The 20,397-nt window shown below is 55.8% G+C and carries 18 protein-coding genes; 11 read left to right on the forward strand and 7 right to left on the reverse strand.

What is annotated here, in order from left to right; genetic code table 11:
• Nucleotides 1–6: 6 nt before the first annotated feature.
• The 9 genes from kdsC (at nucleotide 7) to npr (ending at nucleotide 5,951) form a co-directional block, all read left to right on the forward strand.
• On the forward strand, nucleotides 7–573 hold the full coding sequence (gene kdsC, locus HYQ67_RS18790) for a 3-deoxy-manno-octulosonate-8-phosphatase KdsC (protein WP_202306108.1): 567 nt from the start codon (nucleotides 7–9) through the stop codon (nucleotides 571–573).
• Nucleotides 570–1,145 carry an LPS export ABC transporter periplasmic protein LptC gene (gene lptC, locus HYQ67_RS18795; protein ID WP_202306110.1) on the forward strand — a complete coding sequence of 192 codons (576 nt, stop codon included), beginning with the start codon at nucleotides 570–572 and terminating at the stop codon, nucleotides 1,143–1,145. The genes kdsC and lptC overlap by 4 nt, the downstream gene beginning before the upstream one ends.
• A complete protein-coding gene (gene lptA, locus HYQ67_RS18800) occupies nucleotides 1,114–1,674 on the forward strand; it encodes a lipopolysaccharide ABC transporter substrate-binding protein LptA (protein ID WP_202306118.1) in 561 nt (186 codons plus the stop codon). Before lptC ends, lptA begins: the two co-directional genes overlap by 32 nt.
• Before the next feature lie 6 nt (nucleotides 1,675–1,680).
• Nucleotides 1,681–2,406 (forward strand): LPS export ABC transporter ATP-binding protein, encoded by a 726-nt coding sequence (gene lptB, locus HYQ67_RS18805; protein ID WP_202306120.1) that lies wholly within the window; start codon nucleotides 1,681–1,683, stop codon nucleotides 2,404–2,406.
• Nucleotides 2,407–2,454: 48 nt separating this feature from the next.
• Nucleotides 2,455–3,888, forward strand: coding sequence for an RNA polymerase factor sigma-54 (rpoN, locus tag HYQ67_RS18810; protein ID WP_202306121.1), 1,434 nt, complete (start codon nucleotides 2,455–2,457; stop codon nucleotides 3,886–3,888).
• 22 nt (nucleotides 3,889–3,910) lie between these two features.
• Complete coding sequence (hpf, locus tag HYQ67_RS18815; protein ID WP_121266403.1) at nucleotides 3,911–4,198, forward strand: ribosome hibernation promoting factor; 288 nt, start codon at nucleotides 3,911–3,913, stop codon at nucleotides 4,196–4,198.
• Between the two features lie 84 nt (nucleotides 4,199–4,282).
• Nucleotides 4,283–4,774, forward strand: coding sequence for a PTS IIA-like nitrogen regulatory protein PtsN (gene ptsN, locus HYQ67_RS18820; protein ID WP_202306123.1), 492 nt, complete (start codon nucleotides 4,283–4,285; stop codon nucleotides 4,772–4,774).
• A gap of 53 nt (nucleotides 4,775–4,827) precedes the next feature.
• Complete coding sequence (rapZ, locus tag HYQ67_RS18825) at nucleotides 4,828–5,682, forward strand: RNase adapter RapZ (protein WP_202306125.1); 855 nt, start codon at nucleotides 4,828–4,830, stop codon at nucleotides 5,680–5,682.
• Complete coding sequence (gene npr / locus HYQ67_RS18830; RefSeq protein WP_202306127.1) at nucleotides 5,679–5,951, forward strand: PTS phosphocarrier protein NPr; 273 nt, start codon at nucleotides 5,679–5,681, stop codon at nucleotides 5,949–5,951. Before rapZ ends, npr begins: the two co-directional genes overlap by 4 nt.
• Before the next feature lies 1 nt (nucleotide 5,952).
• Here npr and mtgA read toward each other — a convergent pair whose 3' ends face one another.
• From mtgA to mnmL, 4 genes are all read right to left on the reverse strand, one after another.
• Nucleotides 5,953–6,681, reverse strand: a complete 729-nt coding sequence (gene mtgA, locus HYQ67_RS18835; RefSeq protein ID WP_202306135.1) for a monofunctional biosynthetic peptidoglycan transglycosylase — start codon at nucleotides 6,679–6,681, stop codon at nucleotides 5,953–5,955.
• Nucleotides 6,678–7,331, reverse strand: a complete 654-nt coding sequence (elbB, locus tag HYQ67_RS18840) for an isoprenoid biosynthesis glyoxalase ElbB (protein ID WP_202306137.1) — start codon at nucleotides 7,329–7,331, stop codon at nucleotides 6,678–6,680. Before elbB ends, mtgA begins: the two co-directional genes overlap by 4 nt.
• Before the next feature lie 234 nt (nucleotides 7,332–7,565).
• Nucleotides 7,566–9,914: an aerobic respiration two-component sensor histidine kinase ArcB gene (gene arcB / locus HYQ67_RS18845; protein ID WP_202306139.1), complete on the reverse strand. Its 2,349-nt coding sequence runs from the start codon at nucleotides 9,912–9,914 to the stop codon at nucleotides 7,566–7,568.
• Between the two features lie 61 nt (nucleotides 9,915–9,975).
• Nucleotides 9,976–10,908, reverse strand: a complete 933-nt coding sequence (mnmL, locus tag HYQ67_RS18850; protein ID WP_202306141.1) for a tRNA modification radical SAM protein MnmL/YtqA — start codon at nucleotides 10,906–10,908, stop codon at nucleotides 9,976–9,978.
• Between the two features lie 684 nt (nucleotides 10,909–11,592).
• Here mnmL and gltB point away from each other — a divergent pair.
• Both gltB and HYQ67_RS18860 read left to right on the forward strand, forming a co-directional pair.
• Complete coding sequence (gltB, locus tag HYQ67_RS18855) at nucleotides 11,593–16,050, forward strand: glutamate synthase large subunit (protein ID WP_202306143.1); 4,458 nt, start codon at nucleotides 11,593–11,595, stop codon at nucleotides 16,048–16,050.
• 9 nt (nucleotides 16,051–16,059) lie between these two features.
• On the forward strand, nucleotides 16,060–17,478 hold the full coding sequence (locus HYQ67_RS18860) for a glutamate synthase small subunit (RefSeq protein ID WP_202306145.1): 1,419 nt from the start codon (nucleotides 16,060–16,062) through the stop codon (nucleotides 17,476–17,478).
• 76 nt (nucleotides 17,479–17,554) lie between these two features.
• Here HYQ67_RS18860 and nanQ read toward each other — a convergent pair whose 3' ends face one another.
• The 3 genes from nanQ to HYQ67_RS18875 are packed head-to-tail and all read right to left on the reverse strand — an operon-like array spanning nucleotide 17,555 to nucleotide 20,384.
• Nucleotides 17,555–18,022 (reverse strand): N-acetylneuraminate anomerase, encoded by a 468-nt coding sequence (gene nanQ, locus HYQ67_RS18865; RefSeq protein ID WP_202306146.1) that lies wholly within the window; start codon nucleotides 18,020–18,022, stop codon nucleotides 17,555–17,557.
• Complete coding sequence (nanK, locus tag HYQ67_RS18870; protein ID WP_202306147.1) at nucleotides 18,019–18,894, reverse strand: N-acetylmannosamine kinase; 876 nt, start codon at nucleotides 18,892–18,894, stop codon at nucleotides 18,019–18,021. Before nanK ends, nanQ begins: the two co-directional genes overlap by 4 nt.
• Entirely contained in the window at nucleotides 18,891–20,384 is a 1,494-nt protein-coding gene (locus tag HYQ67_RS18875) for an MFS transporter (RefSeq protein WP_202306148.1), read from the reverse strand. Before HYQ67_RS18875 ends, nanK begins: the two co-directional genes overlap by 4 nt.
• Nucleotides 20,385–20,397: the final 13 nt, after the last annotated feature.

Here is a 20,397-nt window from a genome sequence, read left to right on the forward strand (position 1 = left end):
GAATCAATGAGTAACCCTGAAGCGTCACTCAATACTTGCTATGGGCCTGTGAGTGCACGCGTGATGGAGCGGGCCGCTAACGTGCGCCTGCTTATACTGGATGTCGACGGCGTCATGTCGGACGGCCTGATCTACATGGGTAACAGCGGCGAAGAGCTGAAAGCCTTTAACGTGCGGGATGGGTATGGGATCCGTTGCGCCCTCACCTCCGGTATTGAAGTCGCTATAATTACCGGCCGCAAAGCAAAATTGCTTGAGGATCGCTGCGAGACATTAGGTATTACCCATCTTTATCAGGGACAATCCGATAAGCTGCTGGCTTTTCGTGACCTGTTGGATAAACTCGCCCTCTCGCCTGAACAAGTGGCCTATGTTGGTGACGACCTTATCGACTGGCCGGTGATGGCTGAAGTTGCGCTGAGCGTGGCGGTTGCCGATGCTCACCCATTACTGACGCCGCGCGCGGATTACGTTACCCGTATCGAAGGCGGACGTGGTGCCGTACGGGAAGTCTGCGACCTGCTGTTACTGGCACAAGGAAAACTTGATGAAGCCAAAGGGCTGTCCATATGAGTAAAACCAGGCGTTGGGTTATCATCCTGCTGTCGCTTTTAGCGCTGGTGCTGATTGGCATTAACCTGGTCGATAAAGACGATGTTGCGGCACCCACGACGGCAACCAACGAGCCAACGTATAAAAGCGAACATTCCACCACGGTTGTCTACAACCCTGAAGGAGCGTTGACTTATCGCCTGATTGCCGAACATGTCGAGTATTTCTCAGACACGGCTATCTCGTGGTTCACCAAACCCGTAATGACACAGTACGATGAAAATAAAGTAGCTACCTGGTCATTACGGGCAGATCGCGCCAAACTAACCAATGACAGGATGCTTTATCTGTACGGAAACGTCGTGCTGACAGCCCTGACACCGGACTCCCAGTTACGCAAGATTACGACCGATAATGCGCAGGTTAACTTAATCACTCAGGATGTTGCCTCTGATGATTTAGTGACGCTGTATGGTACGAGCTTTAACTCCAGCGGCCTGAAAATGCGCGGGAACTTACGCAGCAAAAACGCCCAGCTGATTGAAAAGGTTAGAACATCCTATGAAATCCAGAATAAACAAACTCAGCCTTAATTTAGTTCTGAGCAGCACGCTTTTGGCCGCCAGTTTTTCGGCCCTTGCGCTGACCGGTGATACCGAGAAGCCCATTCATATTGAATCCGATCAGCAGTCTCTGGATATGCAGGGCAATATTGTCACCTTTACCGGTAACGTTATCGTCACCCAGGGCAGTATCAAGATTAACGCCGACAAGGTCGTGGTCACCCGTCCTGGCGGTGAACAGGGTAAAGAAGTCATTGACGGCTTTGGTAAGCCGGCAACGTTTTACCAGATGCAGGATAACGGCAAACCGGTCAAAGGCCACGCCTCCAAAATGCATTATGAACTGCAAAACGACTTTGTGGTGCTGACGGGGGATGCGTTCCTCGAACAGCTCGACAGCAATATTAAAGGCGACAAAATTACCTATCTCGTTAAAGAGCAAAAAATGCAGGCCTTTAGCGACAAAGGTAAGCGCGTGACCACCATTCTGGTGCCTTCGCAATTGCAGAACAAAGATGGCAAGGCGGCACCTGCACCGGCCCCTAAAAAGAGTAACTAATTCGTTATGGCAACTTTAATTGCGAAAAATCTCGCCAAAGCCTACAAAGGCCGTCGCGTGGTGGAAGACGTTAGTCTGACCGTGAAATCCGGCGAAATTGTCGGCCTGCTGGGCCCTAACGGTGCGGGCAAAACCACGACGTTTTATATGGTCGTCGGTATCGTGTCGCGCGATGCGGGTAATATCATCATTGATGATGAAGATATCAGTATGCTGCCGCTGCACGCCCGTGCCCGCCGTGGTATCGGCTATCTTCCACAGGAAGCCTCCATTTTTCGTCGTCTGAGCGTGTTCGATAACCTGATGGCCGTCCTGCAGATCCGCGATGACCTGACCAGCGAACAGCGCGACGATCGCGCGAACGAGCTGATGGAGGAGTTCCACATTGAGCATCTGCGTAACAGCCTCGGTCAGTCTCTGTCCGGCGGTGAACGTCGCCGTGTGGAAATCGCTCGTGCCTTAGCCGCTAATCCAAAATTTATTTTGCTGGATGAACCTTTTGCGGGCGTCGATCCGATTTCCGTTATCGACATCAAGCGAATCATCGAACACCTGCGCGACAGCGGCCTCGGCGTGCTGATAACTGACCACAACGTGCGTGAAACCCTCGCGGTTTGTGAACGCGCTTACATCGTCAGCCAGGGCCATTTAATCGCCCACGGTACGCCGGGTGAAATCCTTGAAGACGAACATGTTAAGCGTGTCTATCTGGGCGAAGAGTTCAGACTCTGATAGGGTAGGCCGCATAAACCTAAACATGTGGGGAAGTTCGCTCTGAATATGAAGCAAGGTTTGCAGTTACGGCTCAGCCAACAACTTGCTATGACTCCGCAGCTGCAGCAGGCTATTCGTCTGCTGCAATTGTCGACGCTGGAGCTACAGCAGGAACTTCAACAGGCACTGGAGAATAATCCACTGCTTGAGCAAACCGACCCGCATGAGGAAATTGACGCGCAGGAAGCCCGCGAAGATGAAGCGCTGGACATTCGCGATGCGCTTGAACAAAAAGAGATGCCGGAAGAGCTCCCGCTGGATACCAGCTGGGACGAAATCTACACGGCGGGCTCGCCTTCAGGCGCGGGTTCCGACTATAGCGACGACGAGCTCCCGGTTTACCAGGGTGAAACTACCCAGTCCCTTCAGGATTATCTGATGTGGCAGGTGGATCTGACGCCGTTCTCTGATACCGACACGGCTATTGCCACCTCGATTGTCGACGCCGTTGATGAAACGGGCTACCTCACCGTCTCCCTCGAAGAGATTCTGGAAAGCATGGGCGATGACGAAATCACCCTTGATGAGGTGGAGGTCGTCCTCAAGCGCATTCAGCGTTTTGACCCTGTTGGCGTGGCGGCCCGCGATCTGCGGGACTGTCTGCTGGTACAGCTCTCCCAGTATGCCAAAGAGACACCGTGGCTGAATGAAGCCCGCTTAATCGTCAGCGAGCATCTCGACCTGCTGGCTAATCATGATTTCCGCAGCCTGATGCGCGTCACGCGTCTGAAAGAAGACGTGCTGAAAGAGGCCATGAGCCTGATCCAGTCTCTTGACCCGCGCCCCGGCCAGTCTATCCAGACCGGCGAGCCGGAATACGTCATTCCCGACGTGCTGGTGCGTAAGCTCCAGGGCCATTGGACCGTCGAGCTCAATTCAGATAGCATTCCACGCCTGAAAATAAACCAGCAGTACGCCGCGCTGGGCAACAGCGGCCGTAACGACAGTGATTCGCAGTATATCCGCAGTAATCTGCAGGAAGCGAAATGGCTGATTAAGAGCCTCGAGAGCCGCAACGATACCCTGCTGCGCGTCAGCCGTTGTATCGTCGAGCAGCAGCAAGGTTTCTTTGAGCATGGCGAAGAGCACATGCGGCCGATGGTACTGGCAGATATTGCTCAGGCCGTGGAAATGCATGAATCCACCATCTCACGTGTCACCACGCAGAAGTATCTCCACAGCCCGCGTGGCATTTTTGAACTGAAATATTTCTTCTCAAGCCATGTGAATACCGAAGGCGGCGGCGAAGCCTCCTCTACGGCCATCCGTGCGCTGGTGAAGAAGTTAATTGCGGCGGAAAATCCCGCGAAACCCCTTAGTGATAGCAAGTTAACGACTATGCTTTCAGATCAAGGCATTATGGTCGCACGCCGCACTGTTGCGAAGTACCGAGAGTCTTTATCCATACCACCGTCAAACCAGCGTAAACAACTGGTCTGACTCTACTGATAAGGAAGACACTATGCAGCTCAACATCACAGGACAAAACGTCGAGATCACGGACGCACTGCGCGATTTTGTGAATGCGAAGTTTGCCAAACTGGAGCAGTACTTCGAACGCATCAATCAGGTGTATATTGTTTTAAAAGTAGAAAAGGTCACCCATCTGGCGGATGCTACGCTCCATGTTAACGGGGGCGAGCTACATGCCAGTGCCGAAGGGCAGGATATGTATGCGGCCATTGACGGCCTGATCGATAAACTGGCTCGCCAGTTAACTAAACATAAAGATAAACTAAAACAACACTGATACTCCGAGTATCTGTTTGCGCCTCGACGGCTCGTTATCCCGTGGTAACGAGCCGTTAGCATAACAGGGTGCTTAGGTGAAATTATGATGAACAACGATTCCGCTCTACAACTTAGTCATGTCCTGAACCAGGAATGTACCCGCAGTGGTGTGCATTGCCAGAGCAAGAAACGCGCTCTGGAAATCATCAGCGAACTGGCGGCAAAGCAGCTTGGTCTGCCGCCGCAGGTCGTCTTCGAAGCCGTGCTAACCCGCGAGCGTATGGGCAGTACCGGTATCGGCAATGGCATCGCCATTCCTCACGGTAAGCTTGAAGAAGATACTCTGCGTGCCGTTGGCGTGTTTGTTCAGCTGGAGACGCCTATCGCTTTCGATGCGATAGACAATCAACCTGTCGATCTGCTTTTTGCCCTGCTGGTGCCGGCCGATCAGACCAAAACGCATCTGCACACGCTTTCGCTGGTGGCCAAGCGCCTGGCGGATAAAACCATCTGCCGTCGCCTGCGCAGCGCCCAAAGTGATGAAGAGCTTTATCAGATCATTACCGAATCAGAACAGGGTAGTGAAAGTGAATAATCTGGCGGCACAGACGATATTGTCACCGCCTGGTATCTCGGGAGAATAATGACATGGTGCTGATGATTGTCAGCGGCCGCTCTGGTTCAGGGAAGTCGGTAGCCTTGCGCGCACTGGAAGATATGGGATTCTACTGTGTCGATAACCTGCCTGTGGTGCTGCTGCCGGAACTGGCGAAAACGCTCGCAGAGCGGCAAATCTCTGCGGCAGTGAGCATCGACGTGCGAAACATGCCGGAAAACCCGGAGATTTTCGAACAGGCGATGACTAACCTGCCGGACGCCTTCTCCCCGCAGCTGCTGTTCCTGGATGCGGACCGCAACACGTTAATCCGCCGCTATAGCGATACCCGCCGTCTGCACCCTCTTTCCAGCAAGAATCTGTCGCTTGAAAGCGCTATCGACGAAGAGAGCGACCTGCTAGAACCGCTCAAGTCCCGTGCCGATCTCATCATCGATACCTCCGAGATGTCCGTGCACGAACTGGCGGAAATGCTCCGCACCCGACTGCTGGGCAAACGCGAGCGCGAACTGACGATGGTCTTCGAATCCTTCGGCTTCAAGCACGGTATCCCCATTGATGCCGACTACGTGTTTGACGTGCGCTTCCTGCCGAACCCGCACTGGGATCCGAAGCTGCGTCCGATGACCGGCCTGGACCGCCCGGTGGCGGCGTTCCTCGACAGGCACACAGAAGTACACAATTTTATCTACCAGACCCGTAGCTACCTTGAGCTATGGTTACCGATGCTGGAAACCAATAACCGCAGCTACCTGACGGTGGCTATCGGTTGTACCGGTGGTAAGCACCGCTCGGTCTACATTGCCGAGCAGTTGGCCGACTACTTCCGCTCGCGCGGTAAGAACGTTCAGTCTCGTCATCGTACGCTGGAAAAACGTAAAACATGACCGTAAAACATACCGTTGAGATCACCAATAAGCTGGGCATGCACGCGCGCCCGGCCATGAAGCTGTTTGAGCTGGTGCAAAGCTTTGATGCAGAAGTGATGCTGCGCAATGAAGCGGGCACCGAGGCGGAAGCCAGCAGCGTGATTGCGCTGCTGATGCTGGATTCAGCGAAGGGCGGGCAGATCGAAGTAGAGGTCACCGGCCCGCAGGAAGAGCAGGCGCTGGCAGCGGTTGTTGCGCTGTTCAACGCCGGTTTTGACGAAGACTAAATCATTTCAAATTATGCTGCGTCAGGAACGACTCCCCACCCAGCTGGCGCATCTGCCTTAAAATCCACTGCTGACGCTGGCCGACATAGCCGGAAGGCGCATTCGCTTTAAAACGGATTGGATTAGGCAGCACGGCAGCAAGCAGAGCAGCTTCCGAAGCGGTTAAACGGCTCGCGGGCTTGTGGAAATAACGCTGCGCGGCGGCTTCCACACCGAACGTCCCTTCTCCAAATTCCGCGATGTTCAGGTAGACGGTCAGGATCCGGCGTTTCGTCCACACCACCTCCATCCCCAGCGTTAGCCCAGCCTCCAGACCTTTGCGCACCCAGCTGCGCCCATCCCATAAGAAGAGATTTTTCGCGGTCTGCTGAGAGAGCGTGGACGCGCCGCGAATGCGGGTCTCTTTGCGCTCGCTGTGCGAAATGGCCTTTTCGATAGAAGCCATGTCAAAGCCCCAGTGATCCGGGAACTTCTGGTCTTCGGCAGCCATCACCGCAAGCGGCATCCACGGAGAGATCTCATCCATGCTCACCCAGTCTGAATGGGCCACATAGCTGAAATCACCCGTCAGCCAGGCGCCAAGCTGCCGCTCAGCCATCACCGCGGAAAACGGGACGGGAAGGAAGCTAAACAGCAGGATGCCCGCAATCCATAATCCGGCAAGAGCCAGCACGACACGCAGGACCCAACGTTTTATCTTCGCCCAAACAGTAAGACGCCCTTTTCTCATTCGCAAAGATCCAGTACGCGCGAAACAAGTTTCTCAATGCCCGTGGCTGCTTCATCGATACGTGTAGCCAGCATGTAGGCCGGGGTGGTGACAACCTTGTGCTCTTCATCAACCACGATATCCGCCACCGGACAAGGCACGTGCTCCGCACCCATCTCTTCGAGCATCTCGGCAAGATCGATATCCGTGCCGATTGTCAGACGCACGGGCATGTCCAGGATTTTCGGCAGCATCGCAGGGGCGATACAGATAAAGCCCAGCGGTTTGCCCTGGGCGTGAAGTTCCCGCGCCAGACGCCGCAGCTCGCTGTCCACCAGGCACTGTGTGCCGCTGGAGGCAAAATTACTGAGGTTCTTCGCTGCCCCAAAGCCACCCGGCACAATCAGCGCATCGAGCTGACTGGCATCGGCTTTTGCCAGCGGAGCTATCACGCCACGGGTAATACGCGCCGCTTCAACCAGAACATTACGCCCTTCTATAGCCGGTTCGTTTGCCAGATGATTAATGACATCTGCCTGAGGTTTGTCGGGCGCAAAACAGACCGCTTCAGCCCCTGCTCTGGCGAGCGCCAGAAGCGTAATCACCGCCTCATGGATTTCGCTGCCGTCATAGACGCCGCAACCGCTGAGCACCACTCCAACTCTCTTCATTTGGTCATTCCTTTTCGTCATGCGGCAAGCAGTATCAGCAATAATAATTTGGCCGCTATGGTTCACACATTTTACTGGTTCATGTAACAAAATCTTTATGGTTTGCTATCTTAATTGCTGAGCATCCCGCTAATTGCAGGCTGCGCAGCCTGATAACCACCTATAAAAACTCAGCGCAGCCTCCAGGTTTCCCTGGTGTTGGCGCAGTATTCGCGCACCCCGGTTTATCCGGGGTCATTTTTTGGTATTAGCTGCCACCCAGGCTCTGAGCACATCCACGTCGTGCTGCCACTCTTGTTTCAGCTCTTCAATCCATTCTCCGACGTTATCGGACCAGGCGGGTAAATCCGGCGACTGGATTTGCTGGGCAACCTGCTGCAGATGGCGTAATCCCACCGAGCCTGCCGCCCCTTTAATTTTGTGCCCCTCTTCCACCACACCTTTCGTGTCGCGGGCGGTCATGTTGGAATCCAGAATGTTTAAATAGTCCGGCATCATCTTTTCAAACATGACTAAGCCATCAGTAATCAGCTTCGGTCCTACCAGTTCCATGTACTGTTCGAGCATGGGTATATCGAGTAACGCCTGCTGCTTGCTGCTGTCAACTTGAGTCATTACAGGTTCCTTTTTGAGGTCAGACTGTTGGTTATCCCAGAATTTCTGGATGACCGCCATCAGCGCCGGCACCGCCAGCGGCTTGCTGAGCACATCATCCATTCCAGCATTCAGATACTCTTTTTTGTCTTTCAGCACGTTTGCCGTCAGCGCCACCAGCGGCGGCAAATCCTCTTTGGCAAAGCGGACATTAAGCTCCCTGGAGATATCCAGCCCTGTCATGTCCGGCAGCTGAATGTCCAGCAGGACCAGATCGTATTCACCGGGGGTGAACTTCTCCAGCGCCTCTTTGCCCGTCATGGCCACGTCGACGCTGTTGCCAAGTTTCTCAAGCACCGAGCGGGCAACAATCACGTTCAGTTCGATATCTTCCACCAGCAGAACATGTAGCGCAGGCAGCGGCATATCGTCATCGTCTAAAGTATCCTCCACTTCTTCCGCTACGCGAGGAGCCTGTACGGTAAGAGCGAACAGCGCCCCCTGGCCCGGTTCGCTATTGACAGTGATATCGCCACCCATGCTTTTCGCCAGACGGCGGGAGACAGCCAGGCCAATGCCGGTGCCTGTGGCAGGCTTGCCGCCCTTGCTGTCTTTCACCTGGTAATACATCGCGAAGATTTTGTCCTGCTCGTTCTGCGGGATGCCGATTCCAGAATCCTGCACCTCAAAGCGCAGCTGATTTTCGTTTTCATACCGCACGCGCACCGTGACCTGTCCGTCTTTCGGGGTAAATTTCACGGCGTTGCTGATGAGATTCCAGAGGATCTGGCGCAGGCGGGTGCCGTCGGTCACCACTTTATGCGGCAGCGGGAGAGTCGGCTCCATCACAAAGCGCAGGCCTTTCTGCTGCGCCTGTAGCCCGGAGAGGTTCTCCAGATCGGCCAGGAAGCTGGTGAAATCCACCTGCTGGTTATCCAGCTGCACTTTATGGCGCTCAAGCTTGTCCATATCGATAATATCGTTGAAGATATTGCCCAGCGTGATGGCCGAAACGTGGATGGTTTTCAGATAGTTGGTCTGCTCGGCATTCAGCTCGGTATCAAGCAGGATACGACTTAAGCCAACGATGCCGTTAAGCGGCGTGCGCAGCTCGTGGCTGATGGTAGAGATGAAGGTGGTCTTATCCCGGCTGGCTCGCTCTAACGCGTCCTGGTAGCGCTTACGTTCGGTAATATCGCGCCCAAAGCCCATCAGGCCATGGCGTTTACCCACGCGGTCGTAATAAGGCACCTTACGGATTTCAAAGCAGGCTTTGCGTCCGTCAGGATAATCCAACCACTGCTCATACGTCAGCGACACATTGTGGCGGAAGACCTTCTCGTCGGTTTCGATAACTTTCTGTGCCGCTTCCGGAGAGTAAACATCCTGCGGTTTCAGGCTCACCAGCTGTTTCTCGCTTTTGCCGGTCAGCAGCTCCATGGCGCGGTTACAGCCGGAAAACTCCTTGTCTTCATTACGGTAGAAAACCAGATCCGGAGAGGCGTCCAGAAAAGAGCGCAGGAAAGAGGACTGCTGCTCCAGCAGGATTTGGGTCTCTTCACGCTCCTGCATCTCCACTTTGAGCTGCTCGAGCATGGTCTGACGTTCGTCTTCGGCCTTTTTACGGTCGGAAATTTCCTGATTAAGCTGGGCGATATTGTCCTTCAGCTGAACATTGAGCTTCAGGTCACGCTCACGCATCTCTTCAAGCTTCTCGACCAGTCTGGACAACCGCTGCCGCGACTCTTCAAGCTGTTCGACAACAACAGAGAGGAAGTAGACCGCCCAGGGCGTGATAAGCAAGCCGAAGAATATCGAGCGCACCACATCAATACTTTCGACCTCGCCGCGCAGCAGCATGGTGACAGCCATCTGCACGATGATCGCCAGTACCACCAGGGCCGAAGCCAACAGCAGGGAGAAGCGCACTAACCCCAGCTTCACCATTAAATCAACGTAGTACTGCGCCAGTAACCGGATTTGCTTCATGAAACGTTTCCCTCGCCAACAATGCGCTAAATATACCGCAAAAAGACGTGGCGCTCAGGAATTACAAGACGAGAGTGGGATCCCAGGGTGTATTCAGCCCGGAGCCCTGGGGGCCAAACTCCTGCAAATATTTGTCGATGGCCGCCATGCCAGCCCAGCGGTTCTCGCACCAAAGGGGCGCCAGCAGGGTCGGACGGCGCGCATTGGCGGAAATTCGATGATAGACGACGTCCAGCGGTGTATGGCGGATCATTTCCCCTGCGGTTACAGCATATTCTTGCAGTTCGATCCCCTGCAAACGCCCCGCCTGCCAGCTCTTCGCCATAGTGCTGCCCTCAACAATATGCAGCGGATGAAGCTTGATGCCGTCCACCCCTGTTTCCACGACCTTCTCCAGCGTGTCCATGCAGTGCGCCTGGCCTTCGCCCGGCAACCCGACGATAAGATGACTGCATACTTTTAGCCCACGCAGACGTGCACGACGGGTGGTTTCCTGATAGCAGGCGAAGTCATGGCCGCGATTAATACGGTGCAGGGTTTTGTCGTGCGCCGTCTGTAGCCCCAGCTCCAGCCAGACCTCATAGCCCCGGTCATGGTATTCACTTAGCAAATCAAGCACGCTTTCCGGCACGCAGTCCGGGCGGGTGCCAACGCACAGTCCGACAATGTTTGTCTGCGTCACCGCCTCCTGATACATCGAGCGCAGCACCTGAACTTCCGCCCAGGTGCTGGTATAGGCCTGAAAATACGCAAGATAGTGCTGGGCGCGGTCCGCGAGCTTCGCCTGATGGACGAGCTGGTCGGCTATCGACTTGTGCTGCTGGGTTTCATCGGCAAAGGAGGCCACATTGCAGAAAGTGCATCCACCACGGCCAATGGTGCCGTCGCGGTTCGGGCAGCTAAAGCCCCCGTGGAGGGAGAGTTTATGAACTTTGTGCCCATAGCGGCGAGAGAGATCCCCACCAAACATATTGACTAATTTCTGTAACTGCATAATCTGTTGGGCCGGCCCGAGAAAGGGACGTAGCCTGCCATTTTCTGCATCACGACGCGATGACCTGGATCAAGCGTACTGGCGCAGCTTTAACTATTGAATAACCATTCACGATTAGTGCAACTCTACGCACTATGCAGATGATTACTTTTCCTTATACTGCGAGCTTCTTTTTAAAGAATATCGCCTGCGGTGAAAAACAGTGTCATGCAGTGCGGTGAATACAAAATGCAGCATAACATGCTGGTAAATTTACAACTGCCAGCATGGTCTGGAATTTCGCTGCCTTTCAGACAGTGAGAGAGATCACATAACCCGCCTCGTTCTCCGGCACGCCAGGTGCATCTAAAAACCCAACAAGTCATTCATTATCATTATGTTAACTTCGCTTTAGTCGATTCAGACATAAATAAGAAGGACATTTGACCTGGGTACGCTTTCCCGATAAGTTGGAAATCCGCTGGAAGCTTTCTGGATGGGCGCTGTGCCCGTCATATTTATGCAGTAATTTAGATTCCCTCTAAAGCAAGTCCTCAACACTTGTGAAACCGATGCAAAGGTCAATTAAGAGGGCGACACGCGAGGTCAGCGTATGACGCGCAAAACCCCGTCGCCATGCCCTTTTTACGCCCGTGCGCAGCGGTCCTGGAGTGAGTCACGTAGAGCCTGGGGAGGTTCACTGATATGTTGTACGATAAATCCCTTGAGAAGGATAACTGTGGTTTCGGCCTGATCGCCCACATAGAAGGCGAACCTAGCCACAAGGTAGTGCGTACTGCTATTCACGCACTGGCCCGAATGCAGCACCGTGGCGCGATTCTTGCCGATGGTAAAACCGGTGACGGTTGCGGGCTGCTGTTACAGAAACCCGATCGTTTCTTCCGTATCGTTGCGGAAGAACGTGGCTGGCGTCTGGCTAAGAACTATGCCGTCGGCATGATTTTCCTGAATAAAGATGATGCGCTTGCCTCTGCAAGCCGCCGTATCGTTGAAGAAGAGCTGCAAAACGAGACGCTGTCGATTGTTGGCTGGCGCGAAGTGCCCACTAATGAAGACGTGCTCGGTGAAATCGCCCTCTCCTCTAAGCCTCGCATCGAACAAATTTTTGTGAATGCCCCGGCTGGCTGGCGTCCGCGCGATATGGAACGCCGCCTGTTCATCGCCCGCCGTCGCATTGAGAAACGCATCCAGGATAAAGACTTCTACGTTTGTAGCCTGTCCAATCTGGTGAACATCTATAAAGGTCTGTGTATGCCGGCTGACCTGCCGCGCTTCTACCTGGACCTCGCAGACCTGCGTCTGGAATCGGCCATTTGCCTTTTCCACCAGCGCTTCTCCACCAACACCGTCCCACGCTGGCCGCTGGCTCAGCCGTTCCGCTATCTGGCGCACAACGGTGAAATCAACACCATTACCGGTAACCGCCAGTGGGCTCGCGCCCGTACCTATAAGTTCCAGACCCCGCTGATCCCGGATCTGCATGATGCCGCGCCGTTCGTTAACGAAACGGGCTCCGACTCAAGCTCAATGGATAACATGCTGGAGCTGCTGCTGGCAGGCGGCATGGACATCGTGCGCGCCATGCGCCTGCTGGTTCCGCCAGCCTGGCAGAACAACCCGAACATGGATCCGGAACTGCGCGCGTTCTTCGACTTTAACTCCATGCACATGGAGCCGTGGGACGGCCCGGCCGGTATCGTCATGTCCGACGGACGTTTCGCGGCCTGTAACCTGGACCGTAACGGTCTGCGTCCTGCCCGCTACGTTATCACCAAAGACAAGCTCATCACCTGTGCCTCGGAAGTCGGTATCTGGGATTACCAGCCTGACGAAGTGGTGGAGAAAGGCCGCGTTGGCCCGGGCGAGCTGATGGTTATCGACACCCGTATTGGCCGTATCCTGCACTCTGCGGAGACCGATGAAGAGCTGAAAAGCCGTCACCCGTATAAAGAGTGGATGGAAAACAACGTACGCCGCCTGGTGCCGTTTGAAGATCTGCCGGATGAAGAAGTCGGTACACGCGTGATGGACGACGACACGCTGGCAAGCTATCAGAAGCAGTTTAACTACAGCGCGGAAGAGCTGGATTCTATCCTGCACGTGCTGGGTGAGAACGGCCAGGAAGCGGTCGGTTCAATGGGTGACGATACCCCGTTTGCCGTGCTTTCCAGCCAGCCACGTATTATTTACGACTACTTCCGTCAGCAGTTTGCGCAGGTGACTAACCCGCCAATCGATCCGCTGCGCGAAGCGCACGTGATGTCGCTGGCCACCAGCATCGGCCGTGAAATGAACGTCTTCTGTGAAGCAGAAGGCCAGGCGCACCGCCTGAGCTTTAAATCGCCGATTCTGCTGTGGTCCGATTTCCAGCAGCTGACCACTCTGGACGAAGAGTACTATCGCGCCGACACGCTGGACATCACCTACGATGTCACCGAGAAGTCGCTGCACGAAACCGTCAGCGCCTTGTGCGATGAAGCTGAACGCATGGTGCGCAACGGCACCGTCCTGCTGGTGCTGTCTGACCGTAACATCGCCAAAAATCGTCTGCCGGTTCCGGCTCCGATGGCGGTGGGCGCGATCCAGACTCGCCTGGTTGAAAAGAACCTGCGCTGCGACGCCAACATCATTGTTGAAACCGCAAGCGCCCGTGATCCGCATCACTTCGCGGTTCTGCTGGGCTTCGGCGCAACGGCAATCTACCCGTATCTGGCGTACGAATCGCTGGCTCGTCTGGTCGATACCCGCGCGCTGGACAAGAGCTACCGTACCGTGATGCAGAACTATCGCAACGGCATCAACAAGGGTCTGTACAAGATCATGTCCAAAATGGGCATCTCGACTATCGCCTCTTACCGTTGCTCGAAGCTGTTCGAAGCCGTCGGCCTGCACAAAGAAGTTTCTGAGCTGTGCTTCCAGGGGGTTGTCAGCCGTATCGGCGGCGCAGGCTTCAACGACTTCCAGCAGGACCTGCTTAACCTCTCCAAACGCGCGTGGCTGGTCCGCAAACCGCTGGATCAGGGTGGTCAGCTGAAGTTCGTCCACGGTGGCGAATACCACGCCTACAACCCGGACGTTGTGCAGACGCTGCAAAAAGCGGTGAACAGCGGCGAGTACAAAGATTATCAGGACTATGCGAAGCTGGTGAACGAACGCCCGGTGGCCACACTGCGCGATATGCTGGCGCTGGCCCCTCAGGGTGAGAGCGTCCGCATTGAAGACGTGGAGCCGGCAACCGAGCTGTTCAAACGCTTCGATACTGCCGCCATGTCTATCGGCGCGTTAAGCCCGGAAGCGCATGAGTCTCTGGCAGAGGCGATGAACAGCATCGGCGGGAACTCCAACTCTGGCGAAGGTGGCGAAGACCCGGCGCGTTACGGCACCAACAAAGTTTCCCGCATCAAGCAGGTGGCTTCCGGCCGCTTTGGCGTGACCCCGGCTTATCTGGTCAACGCCGACGTTATCCAGATTAAAGTTGCCCAGGGTGCGAAACCTGGCGAAGGCGGTCAGTTACCGGGTGACAAAGTGACCCCGTATATCGCCAAGCTGCGTTATTCCGTACCGGGCGTGACGCTGATTTCGCCTCCGCCGCACCACGATATCTACTCTATCGAAGATCTGGCGCAGCTGATTTTTGACCTCAAACAGGTCAACCCGAAGGCGATGATCTCCGTGAAGCTGGTTTCAGAACCGGGCGTCGGCACTATCGCAACCGGCGTGGCGAAAGCCTACGCGGACCTGATCACCATCGCAGGCTACGACGGCGGCACAGGCGCAAGCCCGCTCTCCTCCGTGAAATACGCGGGCTGCCCGTGGGAGCTGGGCCTGGTGGAAACCCAGCAGGCGCTGGTGGCTAACGGTCTGCGCCATAAGATCCGTCTGCAGGTGGACGGCGGCCTGAAAACCGGCCTCGATATCATCAAAGCGGCGATTCTGGGCGCGGAAAGCTTCGGCTTCGGCACCGGACCAATGGTTGCGCTGGGCTGTAAATACCTGCGTATTTGCCACCTGAACAACTGTGCAACGGGCGTTGCAACCCAGGACGAAAAGCTGCGTAAGAATCACTATCACGGTCTGCCGTTCAAAGTAACAAACTACTTTGACTTCATCGCCCGTGAAACGCGTGAACTGATGGCGCAGCTGGGCGTGAAGCGTCTGGTTGATCTGATTGGCCGTACCGACCTGCTCAAAGAGCTGGACGGGTTCACCGCCAAACAGCAGAACCTGGACCTTTCTAACCTGCTGAAAACGGCTGAACCGATGCCGGGTAAAGCGGTGTACTGCACAGAGCACAACCCGCCGTTCGATAAAGGCGATTTGAACGCTCAGCTGTTGGGCCAGGCGCAGCAATATGTGGATAACAAGCAGAGCAAAACGTTCTGGTTCGATATCCGCAACACTGACCGTTCAGTCGGTGCAATGCTCTCCGGGTACATCGCTCAGCACCATGGCGACCAAGGGCTGGCAGCCGATCCGATCAAAGCACACTTCAGCGGAACCGCAGGACAGAGCTTCGGCGTCTGGAACGCAGGCGGCGTTGAGCTGCACCTGACCGGTGATGCCAACGACTACGTCGGCAAAGGTATGGCGGGTGGGCTTATCTCCATTCGTCCGCCGGTTGGCTCCGCATTCCGTAGCCATGAAGCGACAATTATCGGTAACACCTGCCTGTACGGCGCAACCGGCGGCAAGCTGTATGCGTCCGGCCATGCGGGTGAGCGTTTCGCGGTGCGTAACTCCGGTGCTATCACCGTAGTGGAAGGCATTGGCGACAACGGTTGTGAATACATGACGGGCGGCATCGTCTGCATCATCGGTAAAACCGGGGTGAACTTCGGCGCAGGTATGACGGGCGGTTTCGCCTACGTGCTCGACGAAGACGGCGATTTCCGCAAGCGTGTTAACCCTGAACTGGTTGAGCTGCTCAATGTTGAAGAGCTGGCCATCCACGAGGAGCACCTGCGCGGCATGATTACCGAGCACGTGCAGCTGACGGGTTCACAGCGCGGCGAAGAGATTCTGGCAAACTGGCCGGCCTTTGCGCCGAAATTCATGTTGGTTAAACCGAAGTCCAGTGATGTCAAAGCATTGTTGGGTCACCGCAGTCGTTCCGCAGCCGAGCTGCGGGTGCAGGCGCAGTAAGAGGTCACGATGAGTCAAAACGTATATCAATTTATCGACTTACAGCGTGTTGATCCGCCAAAGAAACCGCTAAAGATCCGTAAAATTGAATTTGTGGAAATTTACGAGCCGTTCTCAGAAGGCCAGGCCAAGGCACAGGCAGACCGCTGCCTGTCCTGCGGCAACCCGTACTGCGAATGGAAATGCCCGGTTCATAACTACATTCCAAACTGGCTGAAGCTGGCGAACGAAGGGCGCATTATTGAAGCGGCTGAACTGTCTCACCAGACAAACAGCCTGCCGGAAGTGTGCGGTCGCGTTTGTCCACAGGATCGTCTGTGCGAAGGTTCCTGCACCCTGAACGATGAGTTCGGTGCCGTGACCATCGGCAACATCGAGCGGTATATCAATGATAAAGCGCTTGAAATGGGCTGGAAACCAGACCTGACAGGTGTGAAGCAAACCGGTAAGCGTGTGGCAATCATCGGTGCTGGCCCTGCCGGGCTGGCCTGTGCTGACGTGCTGACGCGCAACGGCGTCAAGGCGGTGGTTTATGACCGTCATCCGGAAATCGGCGGCCTGCTGACTTTCGGCATCCCGGCCTTCAAGCTGGAGAAAGAGGTGATGACCAAGCGCCGCGAAATCTTCAGCGGTATGGGCATTGAATTCAAACTGAACACCGAAGTGGGCCGCGATGTCCAAATCGACGACCTGCTGAGCGAGTTTGATTCCGTCTTCCTGGGCGTGGGCACCTACCAGTCAATGCGCGGTGGTTTAGAGAATGAAGATGCGCCAGGCGTTTACGACGCCCTGCCGTTCCTCATTGCCAACACCAAACAAATGATGGGCTTCGGTGAAACTGTTGAAGAGCCGTATGTGAATATGGAAGGTAAACGCGTGGTCGTTCTTGGCGGTGGTGATACCGCAATGGACTGCGTGCGGACTTCCGTTCGTCAGGGCGCATCGCACGTTATCTGTGCTTATCGTCGCGACGAAGAGAACATGCCGGGCTCCAGACGCGAAGTGAAAAACGCGCGTGAAGAAGGCGTTGAGTTCCAGTTCAACGCTCAGCCGCTGGGCGTGGAAATCAATGCCAATGGTCGCGTGTCCGGCGTGAAGTTCGCTCGTACAGAGCTGGGCGCTCCGGATGCCAACGGCCGCCGTCGCCCGGAAATCGTTGCCGGTTCTGAACACGTGGTTCCAGCCGATGCGGTTATCATGGCGTTTGGCTTCCGTCCGCACAGCATGCAGTGGCTTGAAAAGCACAGCGTTGAGCTGGACAGCCAGGGCCGTATTCTGGCACCGGAAGGCAGCGATAACCCGTTCCAGACCAGCAACCCGAAAATCTTCGCCGGTGGCGATGCGGTTCGTGGTTCGGACCTGGTGGTAACGGCGATTGCCGAAGGCCGCAAAGCGGCTGACGGGATCCTGAACTACCTGGAAGTGTAATGCCCGTGTCGGATGGCGCTAACGCTTATCCGACCTGCTGACGAGAAGGCCGGAGGACATATTGCCTCCGGTTTTTTTATGCCGCGAGCAGGCTGTGATGCAGCTTGATGACCACTTTCTTGATGGCTCCCGGCTGCGTCACGCTACAGCCCGGTTTATGCGGCTCGTTCGGCATAAAAACGGCAAACTGCCCTGCCCGTAACGTCAGCACCTGCTGACTCTCAATGTGGCTGCACAGCTGATAATCCTCCTCAACGTGCTGCTCCTCACATTCACGCGCGCTGCCGTGAAAACCATAATAAATCGTCTCATCGCCCGTTAGCAGAAGCTGGATATCAACGTAGGCCTGATGCTGCTCGGCCTTTTTCTCTTCTGGTGGTGAAGTGGTCAACGTCATCACGTTCATAAACAGCTTATCGCCCTGTAAAGGGTAGCTGCCTGGCGCCTTATGCTGCGGTTCATGGGCTAACGCCACGCGAATGGCATTAACCAGCGCGGCGGGTAATCCTGCGGATTCAGGATGGTGAAACTCTCCACTAATCATGGGATGGCTTCCTGTGCTAACAGTGCGGCGCCCAGCAGGCCCGCATTATGTTGATATCTTGCCGGGTATAGCGGGGAGCGGTAGATCTCCGGCTCTTCGGCAAGAAAGGTTTCGACTAAAGATAAATACCCTTCGCTGAGCCCGACGCTGCCGCCTGTCACGACGCACTGGCAGTCCGTCACGGCTTTCACGTCGGCAATCAGCCGCGCCAGCGCCCTGGCCGAGCGCTGCATCAATAACACGGCCTGGGGATTGCCTTCCGCCGCATGGCCAAAAATCGCCCTGGCATCACAGCCTGCCAGCTCCCCCTTTGCCGCCGCCGCAATACCGCGACCGGAAGCGATAGCTTCCACGCAGCCAATTCGTCCGCAGCCGCAGCGTGGCCCGTTCGGGTCGGCAAGCGTATGCCCAAGATGCCCTGCCAGCCCGCCATTGCCCACCAGCAGCCTGCCGTCGCTGATAATGCCGCCGCCAACGCCGGTGGAAACCGTCAGAAAGACCATATCGCTGATCTTTCCCGCCAGCGGACGGTACTCCGCCCATGCAGCCGCCTGGGCGTCGTTCACCGTGAGGCACGGCAGTCCGGTAAGCTGGGTTAGCACATCCTTTAGCGGGAAGCTTGCCAGGCCACCCAGGTTTCCAGGGTTAATCGCCGTCAGTACGCCATCTTTGATTATCCCCGTCGAAGCGACCGCGACGCGACGCGCATTTGCCGCCAGAGGCATTACCAGTTCGGTCAAACAGGCTCGTAGCCCCTCCGGTGTTTTGCTGGCAGGCGTTGCAGCGGTACGCAGCCCGGTGATGTTAAGCGCCTCGTCCACCAGCGCGGCGGCGATTTTCGTACCGCCAAGGTCGATGGCCAGCGTGCTCATTTCACCACCTTTTGGACCAGCGAACGTTTCTGGCCCGCTGGAATAACCGCGCCGCTAAACGGCTTGCCGTCGATGGAGTCGTGAGTACGCACGGCTTCCGGGTGGATCCAGCGCTGAATGCGCGACGGCATATCCAGCCCAATCAGCAGGATCACCACAAACGTGAGGGTAAAGGAGAGCGACGCCAGCGCGGTGCCTAAATCAAGACGCTGAGCGATGGCCGCGCCAATCACCGGGGCCAGCGCGCCGCCAAGGGCACCCACGTTGTAGGTAAAGCCAAGGCCTGCTGCCCGCTGCTCGGTATCGAAATACCCGCCGATGAGCTTCGGCAAAATGCCGGAGATGCCCTGGCCCAGCATCTGCTGGAAGAACAGCAGCAGGCCGAGCACCCAGAGATTCCCGCCGCCAATCGCAAAGACCGGGATGATCAGCAGCTGTGACACCAGCAGGCTGTAAACATAGGCTTTGCGCGTGCCCAGCCAGTCGCCAAGGAAACCGCCGACGCAGCAGCCCACCGCTGCCCCAAAGCCGCTGAAGAACAGCATATGGGCAACCATTGCCGGGTCGTAACCCAGTTCAGTTTTAAGATACGTGGGCAGCAGGGCCTGAATCGGCCAGGAGTAGAGGAAGGCGAAGAACACCACGACCATCAGCGTGACGCCCGTCGGCCAGCGCTTGCCGCTGCTTTGTACCATAAAGCTGATGAACGCCGCGGCGCAGACCAGGCCCAGGGCGGCGATGATCACCGCGTTGCCAATCTTGCCGGAGAAACAGAAATAGAGCGCCGTCGCCACAATAAATGTCAGGCAAATATTAATCACCCGGTGCTCGCCGCGGTAGAGAATATCCACCATCGTTCTGGTTGGTTTTTTGTCGCCAAATTTCTGCTGCCAGTCCTCTGCTTCTGGAATATTTTTGCGCAGCCACAGCGCGAAAATAATCGGTAAAATACCGATGAAGAACAGCGCGCGCCAGCCCCATTCAGGCACCACTACGCTGTAAACTTGCGCTGCCAGAACGGCCCCGACAGAAAAGCCGGAGATTAAGAAACCACTCGCCTTGTTGCGTAAATGCTTTGGCCAGCTCTCAATGACATAGGTCGCGCTGGAGCCATACTCTCCCGCCATCCCCATGCCGATGACCAGGCGGGCAATAAACATGGTCGTGAACCCCGGCGCGAAACCGCAGGCCAGCGTACCGACTGAAAACAGGACGATGCTGGTGATCATCGCGAGCTTACGCCCGTAACGGTCGCCCATCGCCCCCAGCACCAGCCCGCCGAACCAGCGGGAGATAAACGCCGCCGAGATCAGGCTGGCGGCCTGGATGGTTGTCAGGTCGAATTCACTTTGAATTTCAGTCAGGACTAACGCTATCAGAACAAAATCAAAACCATCCAGCAGGTAGCCAATCCACGCCGCCGAAAAGGCCTTCCACTGCGGTCTGGTTAGATGACGATGCCACGGGATCTGTTGGGTAGTGTTATTCATAAAGCACTCCCGG

Source organism: Dryocola clanedunensis subsp. sulfonylureivorans, assembly GCF_016756775.1.
In the GTDB taxonomy this organism is placed as follows: Bacteria; Pseudomonadota; Gammaproteobacteria; order Enterobacterales; family Enterobacteriaceae; genus Dryocola; species Dryocola clanedunensis.